Here is a 14,866-nt window from a genome sequence, read left to right on the forward strand (position 1 = left end):
GGAACGGCCGGAGCCAACCAGGATCCACGAACTGAGGAGTTCCACCGTGCCCAAAGAAAGTGGCCGTAAAGTTGTGGCCACCAACCGCAAGGCCCGGCATGACTACCACGTGCTGGATACCTACGAGGCCGGCATCGCCCTGATGGGGACCGAGGTCAAGTCCCTGCGTGAAGGCCACGCCTCCATGGTTGACGGTTTCTGCACGTTCTACAATGACGAGCTGTGGATGGAGGGCATCCATATCCCCGAGTACAACCAGGGGAGCTGGACCAACCACTCCGCACGCCGCCGTCGGAAGCTTTTGCTGCACCGTGAGGAGCTCAACAAGATCTCCGTGAAGATCCGGGAATCCGGCTTCACGGTTGTGCCGCTGCAGCTGTACTTCCTCGACGGCCGGGCCAAGGTGGAGATCGGTGTCGCACGCGGTAAGCGGGAGTACGACAAGCGCCAGACCCTGCGTGAGCAGCAGGACAACCGCGAAGCCCTTCGCGAGGTCCGGGAACGCAACCGCCGGTAGGAATGTTTTTCGCCGGGCATGCGTTATGCTAGATAGTCCAGCAGGGATTTGTGCGTGCACGGCCCGGCTGGTTTGAAAACAAAATACGGGGATGATCGGTTTCGACGATGTTAGTCGCGACAGGTGAAGCGGGCCGAGGATGCAGAATTATCTCGTAAACGCTGTCTGCAAACCAATAAGTGCCAAATCAAACCGCACTGACTTCGCTCTCGCTGCCTAAGCAGTAAGACAGTCCGTCAGCCCGAGGTTGCTATTGCCCCGGATCCTGGCGTCATTTAGATAGCCACTGCTGCTTGCCTCCGTCATCGGGGCAAACGGGACTCTTAGATGACTGGGCCCGGATCAGCCACCTGTTTGCAGGAGGGCTGGGGCCGAGAAAGTCCGACGCAAACTGCGCCCGGAGAAGCCCTGTTAACACAACATCGGACGGGGGTTCAATTCCCCCCATCTCCACATTTTGAATGTCGCAAGACATTGCCAGAAGGCCCGGACCCCGCGTCCGGGTCTTCTGTCATTTAAGCGCCGTGTTGGGTGCGCTGTTCACCCACGGCGTAGCCGTTCCGGGACTACCGGGCGCCACCGCGTGGTTGTCCCCAGTAAGCTCCGGCGCAGCAGCAGGTCTGGAAGCCGGAGGCCGCAACGCAGGCCAGGAGGTGTGCCATGGAACAGGCGCGGGAACCCAACGCTGCAGCGGCCGACGACGGTCCGCTGGACTCGTACTCGGAGACAGTCATGCGCGTGGCTGAGACGGTCACTCCGCATGTTGCGGCCGTTGAAATGACTGGCAACCGCCGTAACGGCCGGTTCCGCATGGGCGCAGGCTCGGCCGTGCTCTTTACTGAAGACGGCTACCTGCTCACCAATTCGCATGTGGTGGCCGGCACTCATCAAGGCCATGCCGCCTTTGCTGACGGCAGCCGGACCGATATTGAACTGGTGGGGGCGGATCCTTTGTCCGACCTCGCAGTGGTCCACGGCAGGGCACCGAAAGTGGCCCCAGCGCAGTTCGGCGATGCCGAGACGTTGCGGGTGGGCCAGCTGGTCATCGCGGTGGGAAATCCGCTGGGCTTGGCCGGATCAGTCACAGCGGGGGTGGTCAGCGGCCTGGGCCGCGCCATTCCGGTGTGGTCCAGTGGGAACCGGCGCGTGATCGAGGACGTCATCCAGACCGACGCAGCACTCAATGCCGGCAGTTCCGGCGGAGCACTGGCCGATACGCACGGCCGCATCGTGGGAATCAACACCGCTGTGGCCGGAGCGGGGCTGGGCCTGGCCGTGCCCATCAACACCACCACGCGGCGCATCATCTCAGCGCTGCTGAAGGACGGCCGTGTCAGGCGGGCTTATCTCGGCGTGGTCAGCACACCTTTCCGGCTCAATGCCAGCGCGGTGATCAGGACGGGACAACGGGACGGGCTTCGCGTGGTGGAGGTCCTGGCCGGTTCGCCTGCAGACCGCGGGGGCCTGCGTGCGGGTGACGTCATCCTGACAGCCGGAAGCCGCCCCGTCAGCAATGCCGAGAGCCTGCAGAAGCTGCTGTTCGCCGATGCGATCGGCCAGCCGCTGCCGATTAGAGTGCTGAGGGACGGCCAGGAAGTGGACATTGTGGCAGTGCCCGAAGAGATGGCCGGGAACGGGTAAACCGTTACCGGCGCTTCTTCAGGTGCGCTACCGGGTCCTGCGGGCCTTCAGTCGGGCTCTTGGCCTTCTTCTCCGCGCGTTTTTCCTTGATGGTTTTGACCGGCTTCTTGTGCAGCTGCTGGTGTGGTGACTTGTCCGGCATGGTGTGCTCCTTACAACGGGGGACGGGCTGCGTCCCACTTCGTAAAATACGCCTCTTCAGCCCCGAATGTAATGCCCCGAATCAGTCCGGAACTGCAACGTCCGCGATGCCCACAAAACGGGTCCCGACGCCGTCGAACTCGCTCCTGATGAGGCCCGGCCTCAGCGGCGGCACCTCGTCCGGGGCATGGTGCCCGCACACCACATACGTGAATTCCGGCCACCATTTTTTGGGCCGGGCCGCTTCCTCGTAGCCGCAGACGGCGCATTCCAGGTGCACCCAGACCGGGCGCTTGCCGGTCCGGTTGGCCCGCGACTGGATCAGCCATGCCGGTGGGTTGTCCAGGATTTCGCCCAGCTCCGCCTCGGTCAGTCGTTTCGGGATGCCATGGCGCTGGGCCATTTCCATCGGTACATCTAGGGCAATTGCCGCGTCGCGTCTGCTAATCATCAGAGTCAACGATACGGGACCGGGACAAACCAATTTGAGTCCCTTACGACGCCAGTGCGATGCCCACAGCCGCCGCGGCAAATCCGGCGGCCAGGTTGGCGCCGATGTTCAGGGCGGCGGCACCGAACCGCGACTCGCTCAGGAGCCGCACCGTGGCGGTGGTCCAGGAGCTGAACGTGGTGAGCCCGCCCGCCAGGCCCGTGGCCACAGCGGTCTGCCACTCGGGGGCAAGGCCGAGCCGTCCGGTCATGCCGACGGAGAGTCCGATGATCAGGCACCCGGTGACGTTGACGGTGAGCGTGGCCCACGGCCAGTGCCGCGGCCTACCGCTCGGGCTGAGGGCTGTTCGGAGCCCCTCGCGGTGGGCGAACCAGCTGTCGACGGCGAAGCGCAGCAGGGCGCCCGCCATGCCGAACACTCCCACCAGGACCGCGCCCATCACGGCGCTGTCCCCGCCCGGTCGCCCTGCAGCCGGTCGGTGAGCAGCCGTCCGGTCCGCCAGCCACCGGCCGCACCGCCCAGTCCCAGCAGCAGGGACAGCCCCAGGTAGGCCATCCACACTGGATGTTCGCCGGCCCTGGACAGCTGGTCACTCGAGAAAACGACTGCTGAGAACGTGGTGAACGAGCCCAGGAATCCGGGCGCCAGGCCGGCGCGGAGCCAGAATGCCGTCTGCGGCCGCGCCATCCACACCGTGGTGAGGGCAGCCAGCACAAAACTTCCGGTGACGTTGATTCCCAGGGTGGTCCAGGGCATTGCCCCCACGGTTTCCGGAAACGCGAGTCCCAGCCCGTACCGGAGTTCCGTTCCGGCCAGGCCGCCTGCCGCCACGGCCAGCCAGGCCCGCCAGTGCGGCACGTGGGCGTTCGTCATTCAGCGGCCGCTGAGGGTGCAGCCGGTGTGGGGATGGTCACTGTGGACCCAGAGCGCTGCGGTGACTTCCTCCGCGAGATCGTAGTCCCGCTTCCTGCCGGCGTTGCTGATCCGCACCACCAGCGCTCCGCCAAACGGTTTACGGCCCACAACCTCCACCTCGTCGTCGAGGTCAATTTCCTCGGCCGAAAGATACCGCAGAAGATCAGGGTTCTCGTCGCTGATGCGGGTGATCCGGCCGGTGTGTCCGGGATCGAGTTCGCCGAGCAGATGAGCTTCTGGCAGCAGCACCGTGCCGTCCGCGGAGGGGATCGGGTCGCCGTGCGGGTCGCGTTGCGGGTTGCCCAGCTTTGCCGACATGCGCTCAATAAACGTGTCCGACACCGCGTGCTCCAGCAGTTCGGCTTCGTCGTGGACTTCATCCCAGCTGTAACCGAGCTCCTGCACCAGGTAGGTCTCAATGAGCCGGTGCCGGCGCACCATGGACAATGCCAGCCGGACCCCGGAGTCTGTAAGGGTGATGGCGCTGTACGGCTTGTGGTCCACCAGGCCCTGGTCCTTAAGCTTGCGGACCATCTCCGAGACCGAGGAATTGGCCACCCCCAGGCGCTGCGCGAGCTGGGAAGACGTGATGGGTTTGTCCTGCCACTCCGTGAAGCCGTAGATGACCTTGACGTAGTCCTCGATCGAGGAGGAGGGCGCGCTGGTCTTCACGTTTCCAAGCCTACCCGGTGGTTAGGGCCCGTCATGCCTTCGTGGCCCGCCACGTCAACGTCAGGTACGGCAGGCTGATCTCCTCGTCGGCGGTGTGTCCCAGGTGTTCGTGCAGGTACCAGTCGAGGTTGGCGAGGACCTTGCCGCGCGTGGCTTCACCGGCGCGCAGGTAGTAGCTGCGGGACTTCGTCAGTTCCATGATGTCCGCCGTGCTGAGGCTGTCTTCCCAACGGGTCACATGGCTCTCGAGGCCTTCAAACTCCGGCCCCACCACCGGACGGAACCCGGGCTTGTAGACGTCGCCCGCGTGCATTATGCGGGACAGCCGGTGCACCCACGGAACGGACGTGTCCAGCTGGTTCCAGATCAGCCCCAGCGTTCCGCCGGGCCGCAGGATCCGCGCCAGTTCGGTGCTCGCCGGCAGCGGATCGCACCAGTGCCAGGCCTGCGCCACGCTTACGACGTCGAACGAGGAGTCGGCGAGGCCGGTGGCCTCTGCAGTCCCCTGCGTCGCGTCCGCCGCCGCGTAGAGGGCCCGCAGCTGTTCGAGCATGTCCGGCGACGGATCCACGGCGGAAACGGCCAGGCTGCGTTCCAGTAGAAGCGCGGTGAACTTGCCGGTTCCGGCGCCCACGTCCACGGCGTCCGTGGCCCCGGCAGGGATCAGCCACTCCGCTGAGTCGGCAGGGTAGCCAGGGCGTACGCGCTGGTAGTGTTCGCCGCCGTCCTGGAAACTCTGTCCGAGTTCCAGGCGGCGTCCGTGCTCAAGCCTGGGGCCACCCCGTGCCACGTGCGGCCTCCTTCAACTGTGCCCATCGGTATCCCTCGAATTTACCGCATGGGCCGCAGCCAATGGGTCAGACGGCAGTCAGGCGGCAGCCAGGTCAGGAACCAGGGGAGGAAAGCGTCAGTCAGTCGTCAAGGCACGGAGCCGCGCCGGCGGTGCCAGGCGTGTTGGGAGCCCAGTGAGGGTACGTGCGGGAGTCGTTGGCCGGAACCCAGCGGCCCGCGTCCACCACATAGTCCCAGCCCAGGCCGGTCCGGCGGAGTTGCTCCAGGCCGGCAAGGAGCCGCTGGACATCCTCCAGTCGGGAGCCCACGCCGAAGCTGGCCCGCAGGGAACCGGAGGGAAGGCCAAGGCGCTTGAGCAGCGGATGCGCGCAGAAGCGGCCGTCCCTGAGGCCAACGCCATGCTCGGCCGACAGGTACGCGGCCACGAGCCCGGCGTCGTACCCTGCCACGGAGAAGTTCACCACGCCGATGGTGCCCGTTTCGGCGTCCGTGTCGGAGAAGATCTGGTGCACGGTCACGCCGTCGATCTTCCCGAGCCCTTCGACCAGGAATGACCTGATGGCTGCCTCGTGGGCGTGCCAGCGGTCGTGGTCCAGGGACGCGATGACCTGGGTGGCGCGGGCCAGTGTGGCCGCGCCGAGGACGTTGGGGGAGCCGCCCTCGTGCCGGGCCGGGCCGGTGGCCCAGCTGACGCCGTCGAGCCGGGCCTCGCGGACGGCCCCGCCGCCGGCCAGGTGGGGAGTTCCGGCGTCGAGCCAGTCGGTGCGGCCGACGAGGACGCCAGAGCCGAAGGGCGCGTAGAGCTTGTGCCCGGAGAAGGCGAGGTAGTCGACGTCGTCGGTGCTGATATTGATGCGCCGGTGCGGCGCCAGCTGCGCGGCGTCAACCACGATCCGCGCCCCGTACTCATGGGCGAGGGCGGCCAGGGCCCTGATCGGGAGGATCTCGCCGGTGACGTTGGAGGCGCCCGTGACCGCGAGGAGGCTGACGTTGCGCTGCTCAAGTTCGGCGCGGAGGACCTCGAGGGTCCCCACGATGGTGTCCGCGGCGACGACGCTGCGGTGCGGGACTCCCTGCCACGGCAGGAGGTTGGCGTGGTGTTCGATGTCCAGGTACAGGACATCGCCATTGGGCCGCCCGTCTGTCGCCGGCAGGCAACCCGCCAGCAGGTTCAGCGAGTCGGTGGTGTTCCGGGTGAAGATGACGGAGTCGTCCGGGCGTCCGCCCACAAAGTCACGCACGATGTCCCGGGCGTTCTCATAGACGGAGGTGCTGATCTGCGATGCGTAGCCGGCGCCGCGATGGACGCTGGCGTAGAACGGCAGGATCTCGTTGAGGTAGGCCGACACCACCGAGAGGGCGGGAGCGGATGCGCCGTAGTCCAGGTTTGCGTACCGGATGTGGCCGCCCTGGATCAGCGGTGCCTGGATTTCCGCGCCGGTGACGGCAGAGAGGGGGCGGCCGGCAATGACGGCGGCATCGTTGAACAGCGCAGCGGCCTTGGCGGGGGCGGCGTTGTCGGGAGAAACAGTGTTGGGGGAGACTGTGGCAGTTGTCACGGAGACCTCACTCTAAAAGGACTCCCGGTAACGGGAACCCGCGCTTGCCGTGTCCGTTCCGGACCGGCCTGGTCGTCACCCGGGGCACCCCACCGCGAATGGAGGGTTGCCGGCCAGCAAACCGGGGTTTAGCGCTGGCACTCGTGACCTGTTAAGAAGCGTAGAACATCTGCCGCTGCAGAAAGGAAGCCCGGCCCAATGTTAAGGACTTTGTTACGCGCGGTGGAGGAGCGGCTCATTTGTCGAAGATACGACGGCGGACGCCCCCTTGAGGAGGCGTCCGCCGTCGATAATTCGAAGAAAGCGCCTAGAGGAGGTCGTCCAGATTCGGGTTCAGACGCTTGAGCACTTCTGAGTGCAGGATGGAGTTCGTGGCCAGGGCGTTGCCGCCGAACGGCCCGTCCTGTCCCTCCAAAGAGGTGAACCGCCCGCCGGCTTCCACCACGATGGGCACCAGGGCAGCCATATCGTACAAGTTCAGTTCGGGCTCGCAGGCGATGTCCACGGAACCTTCGGCCACCATGCAGTAGGACCAGAAATCGCCGTAGGCGCGCGTGCGCCACACGTCCTCGGTCAGGCCCAGGAATTCATCCAGGTTGCCGCGTTCCTTCCAGCCGCCCAGGCTGGAGTAGGACAGGGAAGCATCCGAAAGTTTGGAGACGTCCGAGACGCGGAGCCGCGTTGCGGCGGCAAGGGACTTGCCCATGTACGCGCCGGAACCCTTGGCGGCCCACCAGCGCTTGCCCAGGGCGGGCGCACTGACCACTCCCACCACGGGTTCGCCTTCGTCCACGAGGGCGATCAGGGTGGCCCACACCGGGACGCCGCGGACAAAGTTCTTGGTGCCGTCGATGGGATCAATGATCCAGCGGCGGGAGCCATGGCCCGAACTGCCGAACTCCTCGCCCAGCACGGCGTCGCGCGGACGCGAGCGGGACAGTTGGCCACGGATGGCTTCCTCCGCGGACTTGTCCGCGTCCGTTACCGGCGTCAGGTCCGGCTTGGTCTCGATGCGGAGGTCCAGTGCCTTGAAGCGGCTCATGGTCTGGTCATCCACGGAATCTGCCAGCACATGGGCAAGGCGCAAGTCATCGTTGTAGCTCGAAGCGGGTTGGATCATGGTTCCAAACTACCGTCTCAGGGCCGCGGTGTTGGGGACATCGGCGTTCCGTCTAGCCGATGCTGCCCAGTTCCTTGGTTTCCTGGCCCACCAGGCGGGGATCCGTGCCCAGCAGCCGCCGCAGGGACGCGAGCCGGGCCGGGCCGGTGGGGCCCGCCTGGCCGGCGGACACCCAGGCGTCCACCCCGCAGTTGACGGCCGCGGTGTTGTGCTTGCAGCCACGCTCGCAGGCATCCGTACCCGGCTCCAGGTCCGGGAAGGACCGCAGGATCCGGTCTGGGTCCACATGGGCCAGGCCGAACGAACGGATGCCAGGGGTGTCGATGATCCAGCTTCCGGCGGGAGCTCCGGTCAGCTTCAGGGCAAGGGCCGACGACGACGTGTGGCGGCCGCGGCCGGTCACCGCGTTCACACCACCGGTGGCCCGTTCGGCCCCGGTGAGCGCATTGACCATGGTGGACTTGCCCACGCCGGAATGACCCAGCATCACCGAGACCTTGCCCTCCAGGTACGCGCGCAGCTGCGAAACCGCGTCACTGTCCAGGCGGGCAGAAAGGCCGTCGTCGGAGCGGGCATCGATACCTGAGGCTTCGGAGTCCGACGTGCGGCTGATGATCACGGGGAAGTCCAGGTGCTCATAGTTGGACAGCAGTTCCGCCGGATCCTTGACGTCCGCCTTGGTGACGAGCAGCAGCGGCTCAATGCCGGCGTCGTAAGCGGCCACGAGGGCGCGGTCGATGAAGCCCGTGCGCGGCTCCGGGTTTGCGGCGGCCACCACCACCACCAGCTGATCTGCGTTGGCCACCACCGCACGCTCGATCGGATCAGTGTCATCGGCGCTGCGGCGCAGCAGGGTCCTGCGGTCCTGGATCCGGACCAGGCGGGCCAGCGTGTCGGGTTCCCCGGAGACATCTCCAACGAGGGAGACGAAGTCGCCGGCAACCACGGGGGAGCGGCGGAGTTCGCGGGCCCTGGCTGCGATGATGATCCGCTCGTCGCCCGAGTCTTCGCCGACGACGGCGGTGTACCGGCCGCGGTCCACCGTGATGATGCGGCCCGTGACGGCGTCGTCGTGGCTGGGGCGGTCCTTCGTGCGCGGCCGGGAGCCCTTCTTGCTGGGCCGGATCCGGACGTCCGACTCGTCCCAGGAATCAGTGCTGCGTGCCACCAGCGGGACCTTCCACGCGCTTGTCGGCGGCAGCGCCCTGGGCCAGCATGTCGGCCCACATCTGCGGGAATTCCGGCATGGTCTTGGCCGTGGTGGCGATGTCCTGGACTTCGATCCCAGGCACCGCGAGGCCGAGGATGGCGCCGGCGGTGGCCATCCTGTGGTCCGCGTAGCTGTGGACGACGCCGGCGTGCAGCTTAGCCGGGCGGATCACCAGGCCGTCGCTGGTCTCCTCCGCGTCGCCGCCTAGGCGGTTGATTTCGGTGACCAGCGCGGCCAGCCGGTCCGTCTCGTGGCCGCGAAGGTGCGCGATGCCGGTCAGCCGTGAAGGTCCGCTGGCCAGGGCGCAGAGGGCCGCCACGGTAGGGGCGAGTTCGCTGGTTTCGTCAAAATCCGCACCCTTGATCTCCGGCCCGCCCGTGACGGTCAGGACGCCGTCAGCCAGGCTGACGTCCGCGCCCATATCCGCCAGGATGCTGCGCCAGAGGTCTCCCACCTGGGTGGTGCCGGCGGGCCAGTCCGGGATCCGGACGGTGCCGCCGGAGGCCAGCGCGGCGGCCAGGAACGGGCCGGCGTTGGAGAGGTCCTGCTCAATGCGCTGGTCAAAGGCGCGGATGGGCCCCGGTGCCACCACCCAGTGGTTGGGCACGGAATCGTCAACCGATACACCGACGCCGCGGAGTACGGCAACGGTCATATTGATGTGGTCCAGGCTCGGCACCGGTTTGCCCACGTGCTCCAGGTGGAGTCCGTCGGTAAACCTGGCGCCGACCAGCAGGAGGGCCGAGACGAACTGTGACGACGCACTGGCATCGATCACCAGGTGGCCGCCCCGGACTTCCCCGGTGCCTGCCACGGTGAACGGCAGCGACGAGGGGGTCCCGCCGTCGTCCGCGGTCAGGGCCACCCCGAGAGCTTTCAGGGCCTCGATGATGGTGCCCATGGGGCGCTTCCGGGCGTGGGGGTCGCCGTCGAACACGCTCACGCCGTTGCGCAACGCCGCAAGCGGCGGAACAAAACGCATCACCGTTCCGGCGAGGCCGCAGTCAATGTGCGTCGTTGACGACGGCGCCGCCTGGCTCAGGGGCATGACCTCCAGGTCCGGCCCGAACGCGCCGTCGCCGGGCACCTCCGTGATGGTGGCTCCCAACTGGCGGAGGGCGTCAATCATCAACGCAGAGTCCCGGGAATGCAGGGGGGCGCGGAGGCGGGACGGCCCGTCGGCCAGCGCGGCCAGCACCAGGAACCGGTTGGTCAGGGATTTTGAACCCGGCACCGTGACGGTGGCGTTGATGGGCCTGCTGGCGAAGGGGGCCGGCCAGTGCGGAACGGTGCCGGTGGAGCTGTGTGAGTCGGTGGCTGCGGGCGGGGTGGAACCGGTCATCCGTCCTTACGCCCCCGTTGCGTGTTCGACGGCACGGCGCACGGCCTTGTCTGCCTTGTGAAGCTTTTTGCCGGTGGTCTTGCGGGCGCCGGCGGCGCTCTTCCGGGCGTCCGCGGCGAGGTGCTCGGCACGCCAGGCCAGGCCCGGCTTGCCGGCGGTGTCCACCGAGGCCAGCAGTGCGCCGCCGCTGAGGGAAATGTTCTTGAGCAGCTGGTTTCGGCGGGCCTCGCGGCCTTCCTTGGTGCTGATGTCTGCGCTGCGCCATTCCACAAAGGTGTTCAGGAGCGAGATGACTGTCAGCAGTGTTGCCGAGAGGCGGCTGAACTTGCCCAGGCCGAACAGCACGCCGGCACCCACCTGCGTTCCGCCGATCACCCGTGCCAGCATCTTTTCGTCGGCCTGGAACGGCAGCGACGCGGCCGCCTTCTGCAGGAGCGGCGAGAGCTGGGTGGCGGTGTCATCGGCGTTCTTCAGCTTGTCCAGTCCGGCGACGACGAAACTGGAGGCCAGCATGGGGCGGGCGAGAGTACGGACAAAGGACATGGGTTTCCTCCTGGCTGGACGAACCGCACCGGATGCGGCGGAGTCCGTTCTAGTCTTGCACTTTTGGGGAATATTTGCCTGCCGCCAGCGGTTATGGTTTGCGGGTCCGCCGAACACCGGACGAATTGACTCACCATGGATTGCCCGGCAGGTATTTGCCTGGAACACCATGGCCTGACACAGACTGGAGTTGCCCTTGAGGTTACTGAAGGACGGGACGGAGCCCGCCGGACACGTAGCACTGCAGACCCTGGAATCCGATCCTCCGGAGTACGGAAGGCTGCGCGCCAAGGCCGTCACAGTAGACTTGAACGCAATGAGCACCCTGGATCCGGCCCTCGAGGCCATGTATGAGGCCTCCGAGCGAGACGCCAAAACAAGCGGCGAAGCCGATGCCAGCAGCGACGCTCCGGCAGGGAGTGACTCGCAGCCTGCAGACGCGCAGCCTGCAGGGGATGTCCCTGTGCAGGCTGAGCCTGCGCCTGCCGAGCAACCCGTGGATGTCGCCACCGAATCAGCGGAAGAGCGCCGGGTCCGTTTTGAGCGTGATGCTATGCAGTACGTGGACCAGCTCTACTCGGCCGCCATGCGGATGGCCAGGAACCCCGCGGATGCGGAAGACCTGGTCCAGGAGGCCTACACCAAGGCGTTTTCCGCGTTCCATCAGTACAAGCCGGGAACCAACCTTAAGGCGTGGCTCTACCGGATCCTGACCAACACGTACATCAACCTCTACCGGAAGCGGCAGCGCGAACCGCTGCAGTCGAACTCGGACACCATCGAGGACTGGCAGCTGGCCAGGGCGGAGTCGCATACGTCCCGCGGCCTGCGCTCGGCCGAGGCTGAGGCGCTGGACCACCTGCCGGACTCGGACGTCAAACGGGCGCTGCAGGCCATTCCCGAGGAGTTCCGGCTGGCGGTGTACTTCGCCGATGTCGAAGGCTTCGCGTACAAGGAGATCTCGGACATCATGAACACGCCGATCGGGACAGTGATGTCCCGGTTGCACCGCGGCCGGAAAATGTTGCGGGACATGCTGGCGGACTATGCCGCCGAACGAGGATTCAAAGGCGCCGTCGAATCACAGGACACGGCCGCGACCACAAAACAGGAGAACAGGAAATGAGCGACTGCCAGGGATTGGGCGACTGCGATGACGCCCGGATGCAACGCATCTACGAATACCTCGACGGGGCGTTGACCCGCGAGGACATCACGGAAATCAAGACCCATCTTGATGAGTGCCCTGAGTGCACGGAGGAGTATGACCTGGAGTGCGTGATCCGCAACCTGGTGAAGCGCTCGTGCACCGAGGCCGCTCCCGAAAACCTGAAGAACGCCATCCTGGACCGGATCCACTCCATCCGCCCGGTGGACGCCTGACACTAGCGGTAGCCGTCTGAAGGGACATCTGACCGCGTGGGCGTGAAAGACCAGTGCAAAGACGAAGGACCCCGGAAGCCGTGTGGCTTCCGGGGTCCTTCGCTTAAACCGTTTTCCAAGCTTTAGCTTAGGCGTTGGGGCGCTTCCCGTGGTTCGCGCCGCCACGCTTACGGTCACGACGTTTACGTGCACGCTTGCTCATAGCTGGCCTCCTTAAATGTTGGTACTCAAAAGAGCTGCCCCCAAGTCTCCCACACCATGGGACACGCCGCGAAACCGGAACGGGCTGTGACTGGGGGCAACGCCGATCCGGCGGCTCGGCCGCGCAGCTCAGCCGGGCAGCGAGTTGCGGATGGAGATGCGCGCCTGGTCCAGCACGGTCCTGACAGTTTCCAGCGTGACGGCGCTGATCGGTTGCCGGGTGGCCTGCAGCCGCAGTTCCACGCGCAGGTCATCCCGGAAGGCCTGCAGCAGCATCTCCGCTTCCTTCAGCTCCCGGAACCCTTCCGAGGTCAGGCGGCCGGCTTTCCTGAAATCGGCGGCCCGTGCCGTGGAACGGGCCGCCTCTGCGGTGGCCGCCAGGTCTGCCCGCAACCCGCGCATGTTGGCGCGGATATCCGCCCGCAGGTTGTCCGCCAGGCGGCGGACGGAAGCGGAAATGTCGTTCTCGACTCCGGCGAGTTCCTCCCGGCGCTTGTTGAGTTCGGCAAGCCCCGCCGCGGTGATGCGGTAGTTGGTGCGGCGGCCAACAGGCTCGGTGGCAACGAGCCCTTCTTCCTCCAGCTTTCCCAGCCGGGGATAGATGGTTCCCGCGCTGGGGGAGTAGGTGCCGCCGAACCGTTCGCTGAGGGCTTTGATCAGTTCATAGCCGTGTTTAGGCCCAGACTCCAGCAGTGCGAGCAGGTACAGCCGGAGCGCGCCGTGGGCAAACACCGGAGGCATCAGTGCCCCGCTTCCGGGCTACTTGGGTCGTCATTGCGGGTGGGCTGGCCATGGAAGACGGACGTTTTGCCGGACACCGAGTTGGTCCGGACCAGCATCAGCTTCCCGTCCGGTCCGGCAATGGTTTCCACCTTGCCGCCGGGCTGTGAGTACTGCTGGTCATCAATCACCACGACGCCGCTGGCAGACTTCGCCACGATGTCCACCCCGACGTCGTGCGGCAGCCTGATCGTGAGGTCGCCGGAGACTGAATTGGCACCGAAGTCGTGGGTAAACCCGAGCAGGTCAAAACTCATGTCGCCGCTGACCGTGTGAGCCCGGATGTTGCTGAACCGGCCGGATGCGGTGACCTCGCCGGAGACGCTCTTGGCGGTCAGGACGCCGTCGTGGTTTCGCGCGATGACCTCGCCGCTGACGGTGTTGACGTGAAGTTCCCCGGATGTGCCGTCTGCCATCACAGAACCCGAGACGGTATTGAGCCGCGTGCGTCCGCTGATTCCGGACACAAGGCCATCGCCGCTGACCGTACCGGCCTCCACCTCGACGCCGGCCGGCAGGGCGATACTGATAACCGCTGAGTTGTTGCTGTTGTGGTTGACCGTGCCCATCAGGTTCTTGAACCAGCCCTGCGGGCCGTGCAGCTGATGGCGGACCTCAAGCCGGCCGTCTGTCAGTGTCACCGACACGGGATCGCCCTGGACGTCGTTGATCTCCACGCGGGCAACGGCGTCGGCATGGGTGACGACGTCGAACCGGCCGCGGACCATGCCCAGCTTTAGCGACCTGACGTGGTCAACGTCGATGGTTTGCGGACCTGTGACGGTCCAGCTGTCCTCTGTCATGAAATCCTCCAAAACCGCGATATATCGTGACTGATGGTCCAAGATATAACGGTCGGCCGGGAGCAGTCAAGATATATCGCGATTGGGAAGGGCTGGGAGGCTTACTCGGGGGCGTCCATGCCCAGCCATTGGAACCAGCCGCGGTGGAGGACCAGCCAGGCCATCAGGCCATAGCCCGCCTGCCCGGGTGTGCCGGTGTTGGCCGCAAGGTCCTGGCGCCACTGTTCGTGGTTCAGCAGCGGGGAGAACGTGTCCACATAGAGGTGCTTGCGCCTGGTGGTGACGTCCGCGAAGGCTGTGTTCAGATCGGCGAGCCGGCGGTTCTGTACCGGGTCCAGCGTGGGCGGCGGGCCCACCACAAATACCTCAATCCGGTTCTGCGTGGCGGTATCCAGGATGTTGGCCAGGTTCAGGCGGCTCCGGGCGGTGGACAGGCCGAACTCGATGTCCCGGCCCGAGAGGCCGATCACCAGGCGGTTCTCGTGCTGGTCGCCGAACCGCCGACCGGCCTCCTCCTGCCAGCGGGCAGCCAGCCCCTCCGTTCCTTCCTGGGGACAGGGGAGGGCATACGCTTCCATGACCATGCCGTCCTGAGGAGTGCGGGCCAACACCCGGCCCAGCCAGCCGAGGGCCCTGGGATCGCCCAGCCCGGCCAGCAGTTCATCTCCAACAGCTGCGATCCGCAGCTTCCTGTCTTCCACAAGTCCCTCTTTACGTCCGTGCCGATTCAGGCCAATCGGCGTGGCTATGATCCATCTTCATTAAACAGAACTGCCCGGCCGGAGTCTGGTATTTC

Annotated in this window: 19 protein-coding genes, 1 other RNA gene and 1 riboswitch; of the genes, 5 read left to right on the forward strand and 15 right to left on the reverse strand. The window is 66.0% G+C overall.

Annotation, left to right across the window (positions count from 1 at the left end; all coding sequences use genetic code 11):
- The first annotated feature begins 46 nt into the window (after positions 1–46).
- From smpB to NFC73_RS02885, 3 genes are all read left to right on the forward strand, one after another.
- Complete coding sequence (gene smpB / locus NFC73_RS02875; RefSeq protein ID WP_056343258.1) at positions 47–517, forward strand: SsrA-binding protein SmpB; 471 nt, start codon at positions 47–49, stop codon at positions 515–517.
- Positions 518–604: 87 nt separating this feature from the next.
- Positions 605–973: a transfer-messenger RNA gene (gene ssrA, locus NFC73_RS02880) on the forward strand.
- A 204-nt stretch (positions 974–1,177) separates the two neighbouring features.
- Entirely contained in the window at positions 1,178–2,158 is a 981-nt protein-coding gene (locus NFC73_RS02885) for a S1C family serine protease (protein ID WP_254747467.1), read from the forward strand.
- Between the two features lie 4 nt (positions 2,159–2,162).
- Here the strand turns inward: NFC73_RS02885 and NFC73_RS02890 are convergent, their stop codons facing one another.
- The 11 genes from NFC73_RS02890 to NFC73_RS02940 all read right to left on the reverse strand — a co-directional run bounded on the left by NFC73_RS02890 (position 2,163) and on the right by NFC73_RS02940 (position 10,903).
- The gene (locus NFC73_RS02890; protein ID WP_254747469.1) at positions 2,163–2,300 is read right to left on the reverse strand and encodes a hypothetical protein; all 138 of its coding nucleotides are present in this window, start codon (positions 2,298–2,300) and stop codon (positions 2,163–2,165) included.
- 81 nt (positions 2,301–2,381) lie between these two features.
- Positions 2,382–2,750, reverse strand: a complete 369-nt coding sequence (locus NFC73_RS02895; protein WP_254747471.1) for a hypothetical protein — start codon at positions 2,748–2,750, stop codon at positions 2,382–2,384.
- A 43-nt stretch (positions 2,751–2,793) separates the two neighbouring features.
- A complete protein-coding gene (locus NFC73_RS02900; RefSeq protein ID WP_254747563.1) occupies positions 2,794–3,189 on the reverse strand; it encodes a fluoride efflux transporter FluC in 396 nt (131 codons plus the stop codon).
- The gene (locus NFC73_RS02905) at positions 3,189–3,623 is read right to left on the reverse strand and encodes a fluoride efflux transporter FluC (protein ID WP_254747473.1); all 435 of its coding nucleotides are present in this window, start codon (positions 3,621–3,623) and stop codon (positions 3,189–3,191) included. The genes NFC73_RS02900 and NFC73_RS02905 overlap by 1 nt, the downstream gene beginning before the upstream one ends.
- Complete coding sequence (locus tag NFC73_RS02910; RefSeq protein WP_254747475.1) at positions 3,624–4,337, reverse strand: metal-dependent transcriptional regulator; 714 nt, start codon at positions 4,335–4,337, stop codon at positions 3,624–3,626.
- Positions 4,338–4,368: 31 nt separating this feature from the next.
- Positions 4,369–5,127 (reverse strand): class I SAM-dependent methyltransferase, encoded by a 759-nt coding sequence (locus NFC73_RS02915; protein ID WP_254747477.1) that lies wholly within the window; start codon positions 5,125–5,127, stop codon positions 4,369–4,371.
- A gap of 121 nt (positions 5,128–5,248) precedes the next feature.
- Positions 5,249–6,688, reverse strand: a complete 1,440-nt coding sequence (locus NFC73_RS02920) for an aminotransferase class V-fold PLP-dependent enzyme (RefSeq protein ID WP_254747479.1) — start codon at positions 6,686–6,688, stop codon at positions 5,249–5,251.
- Between the two features lie 35 nt (positions 6,689–6,723).
- A riboswitch (SAM riboswitch) is annotated at positions 6,724–6,837 on the reverse strand.
- A 158-nt stretch (positions 6,838–6,995) separates the two neighbouring features.
- A complete protein-coding gene (gene hisN / locus NFC73_RS02925; protein WP_058931973.1) occupies positions 6,996–7,808 on the reverse strand; it encodes a histidinol-phosphatase in 813 nt (270 codons plus the stop codon).
- 52 nt (positions 7,809–7,860) lie between these two features.
- Positions 7,861–8,976, reverse strand: coding sequence for a ribosome small subunit-dependent GTPase A (gene rsgA / locus NFC73_RS02930; protein ID WP_252576400.1), 1,116 nt, complete (start codon positions 8,974–8,976; stop codon positions 7,861–7,863).
- The gene (gene aroA, locus NFC73_RS02935; protein ID WP_254747481.1) at positions 8,960–10,360 is read right to left on the reverse strand and encodes a 3-phosphoshikimate 1-carboxyvinyltransferase; all 1,401 of its coding nucleotides are present in this window, start codon (positions 10,358–10,360) and stop codon (positions 8,960–8,962) included. Before aroA ends, rsgA begins: the two co-directional genes overlap by 17 nt.
- A gap of 6 nt (positions 10,361–10,366) precedes the next feature.
- Complete coding sequence (locus NFC73_RS02940; RefSeq protein ID WP_254747483.1) at positions 10,367–10,903, reverse strand: DoxX family protein; 537 nt, start codon at positions 10,901–10,903, stop codon at positions 10,367–10,369.
- 316 nt (positions 10,904–11,219) lie between these two features.
- On the opposite strand from NFC73_RS02940, the gene NFC73_RS02945 reads away from it, so the two are divergent.
- On the forward strand, positions 11,220–12,029 hold the full coding sequence (locus NFC73_RS02945; protein WP_254747485.1) for a sigma-70 family RNA polymerase sigma factor: 810 nt from the start codon (positions 11,220–11,222) through the stop codon (positions 12,027–12,029).
- On the forward strand, positions 12,026–12,286 hold the full coding sequence (rsrA, locus tag NFC73_RS02950; protein WP_254747487.1) for a mycothiol system anti-sigma-R factor: 261 nt from the start codon (positions 12,026–12,028) through the stop codon (positions 12,284–12,286). Before NFC73_RS02945 ends, rsrA begins: the two co-directional genes overlap by 4 nt.
- Before the next feature lie 127 nt (positions 12,287–12,413).
- Here the strand turns inward: rsrA and NFC73_RS20940 are convergent, their stop codons facing one another.
- The 4 genes from NFC73_RS20940 to NFC73_RS02965 form a co-directional block, all read right to left on the reverse strand.
- The gene (locus tag NFC73_RS20940) at positions 12,414–12,488 is read right to left on the reverse strand and encodes a 50S ribosomal protein bL37 (RefSeq protein ID WP_104061284.1); all 75 of its coding nucleotides are present in this window, start codon (positions 12,486–12,488) and stop codon (positions 12,414–12,416) included.
- 128 nt (positions 12,489–12,616) lie between these two features.
- On the reverse strand, positions 12,617–13,228 hold the full coding sequence (locus NFC73_RS02955; protein ID WP_254747489.1) for a PadR family transcriptional regulator: 612 nt from the start codon (positions 13,226–13,228) through the stop codon (positions 12,617–12,619).
- A complete protein-coding gene (locus NFC73_RS02960) occupies positions 13,228–14,070 on the reverse strand; it encodes a DUF4097 family beta strand repeat-containing protein (protein ID WP_254747491.1) in 843 nt (280 codons plus the stop codon). Before NFC73_RS02960 ends, NFC73_RS02955 begins: the two co-directional genes overlap by 1 nt.
- 101 nt (positions 14,071–14,171) lie before the next feature.
- Complete coding sequence (locus NFC73_RS02965; protein WP_099093407.1) at positions 14,172–14,771, reverse strand: GDSL-type esterase/lipase family protein; 600 nt, start codon at positions 14,769–14,771, stop codon at positions 14,172–14,174.
- Between the last annotated feature and the right edge of the window lie 95 nt (positions 14,772–14,866).

Origin of the sequence: Pseudarthrobacter humi, from assembly GCF_024294965.1 — a bacterium.
Lineage (GTDB): Bacteria > Actinomycetota > Actinomycetes > Actinomycetales > Micrococcaceae > Arthrobacter > Arthrobacter humi.

Bases quoted from the DNA above. Each gene is read 5' to 3' on its own strand.
- NFC73_RS02885 (WP_254747467.1), top strand. From the start codon at position 1,178: ATGGAACAGGCGCGGGAACCCAACGCTGCAGCGGCCGACGACGGTCCG.
- NFC73_RS02960 (WP_254747491.1), bottom strand. From the start codon at position 14,070: ATGACAGAGGACAGCTGGACCGTCACAGGTCCGCAAACCATCGACGTT.
- NFC73_RS02890 (WP_254747469.1), bottom strand. From the start codon at position 2,300: ATGCCGGACAAGTCACCACACCAGCAGCTGCACAAGAAGCCGGTCAAA.
- NFC73_RS02940 (WP_254747483.1), bottom strand. From the start codon at position 10,903: ATGTCCTTTGTCCGTACTCTCGCCCGCCCCATGCTGGCCTCCAGTTTC.
- NFC73_RS02955 (WP_254747489.1), bottom strand. From the start codon at position 13,228: ATGCCTCCGGTGTTTGCCCACGGCGCGCTCCGGCTGTACCTGCTCGCA.
- NFC73_RS02895 (WP_254747471.1), bottom strand. From the start codon at position 2,750: ATGATTAGCAGACGCGACGCGGCAATTGCCCTAGATGTACCGATGGAA.
- NFC73_RS02945 (WP_254747485.1), top strand. From the start codon at position 11,220: ATGAGCACCCTGGATCCGGCCCTCGAGGCCATGTATGAGGCCTCCGAG.
- hisN (WP_058931973.1), bottom strand. From the start codon at position 7,808: ATGATCCAACCCGCTTCGAGCTACAACGATGACTTGCGCCTTGCCCAT.
- NFC73_RS02905 (WP_254747473.1), bottom strand. From the start codon at position 3,623: ATGACGAACGCCCACGTGCCGCACTGGCGGGCCTGGCTGGCCGTGGCG.
- NFC73_RS02900 (WP_254747563.1), bottom strand. From the start codon at position 3,189: ATGGGCGCGGTCCTGGTGGGAGTGTTCGGCATGGCGGGCGCCCTGCTG.
- rsrA (WP_254747487.1), top strand. From the start codon at position 12,026: ATGAGCGACTGCCAGGGATTGGGCGACTGCGATGACGCCCGGATGCAA.
- aroA (WP_254747481.1), bottom strand. From the start codon at position 10,360: ATGACCGGTTCCACCCCGCCCGCAGCCACCGACTCACACAGCTCCACC.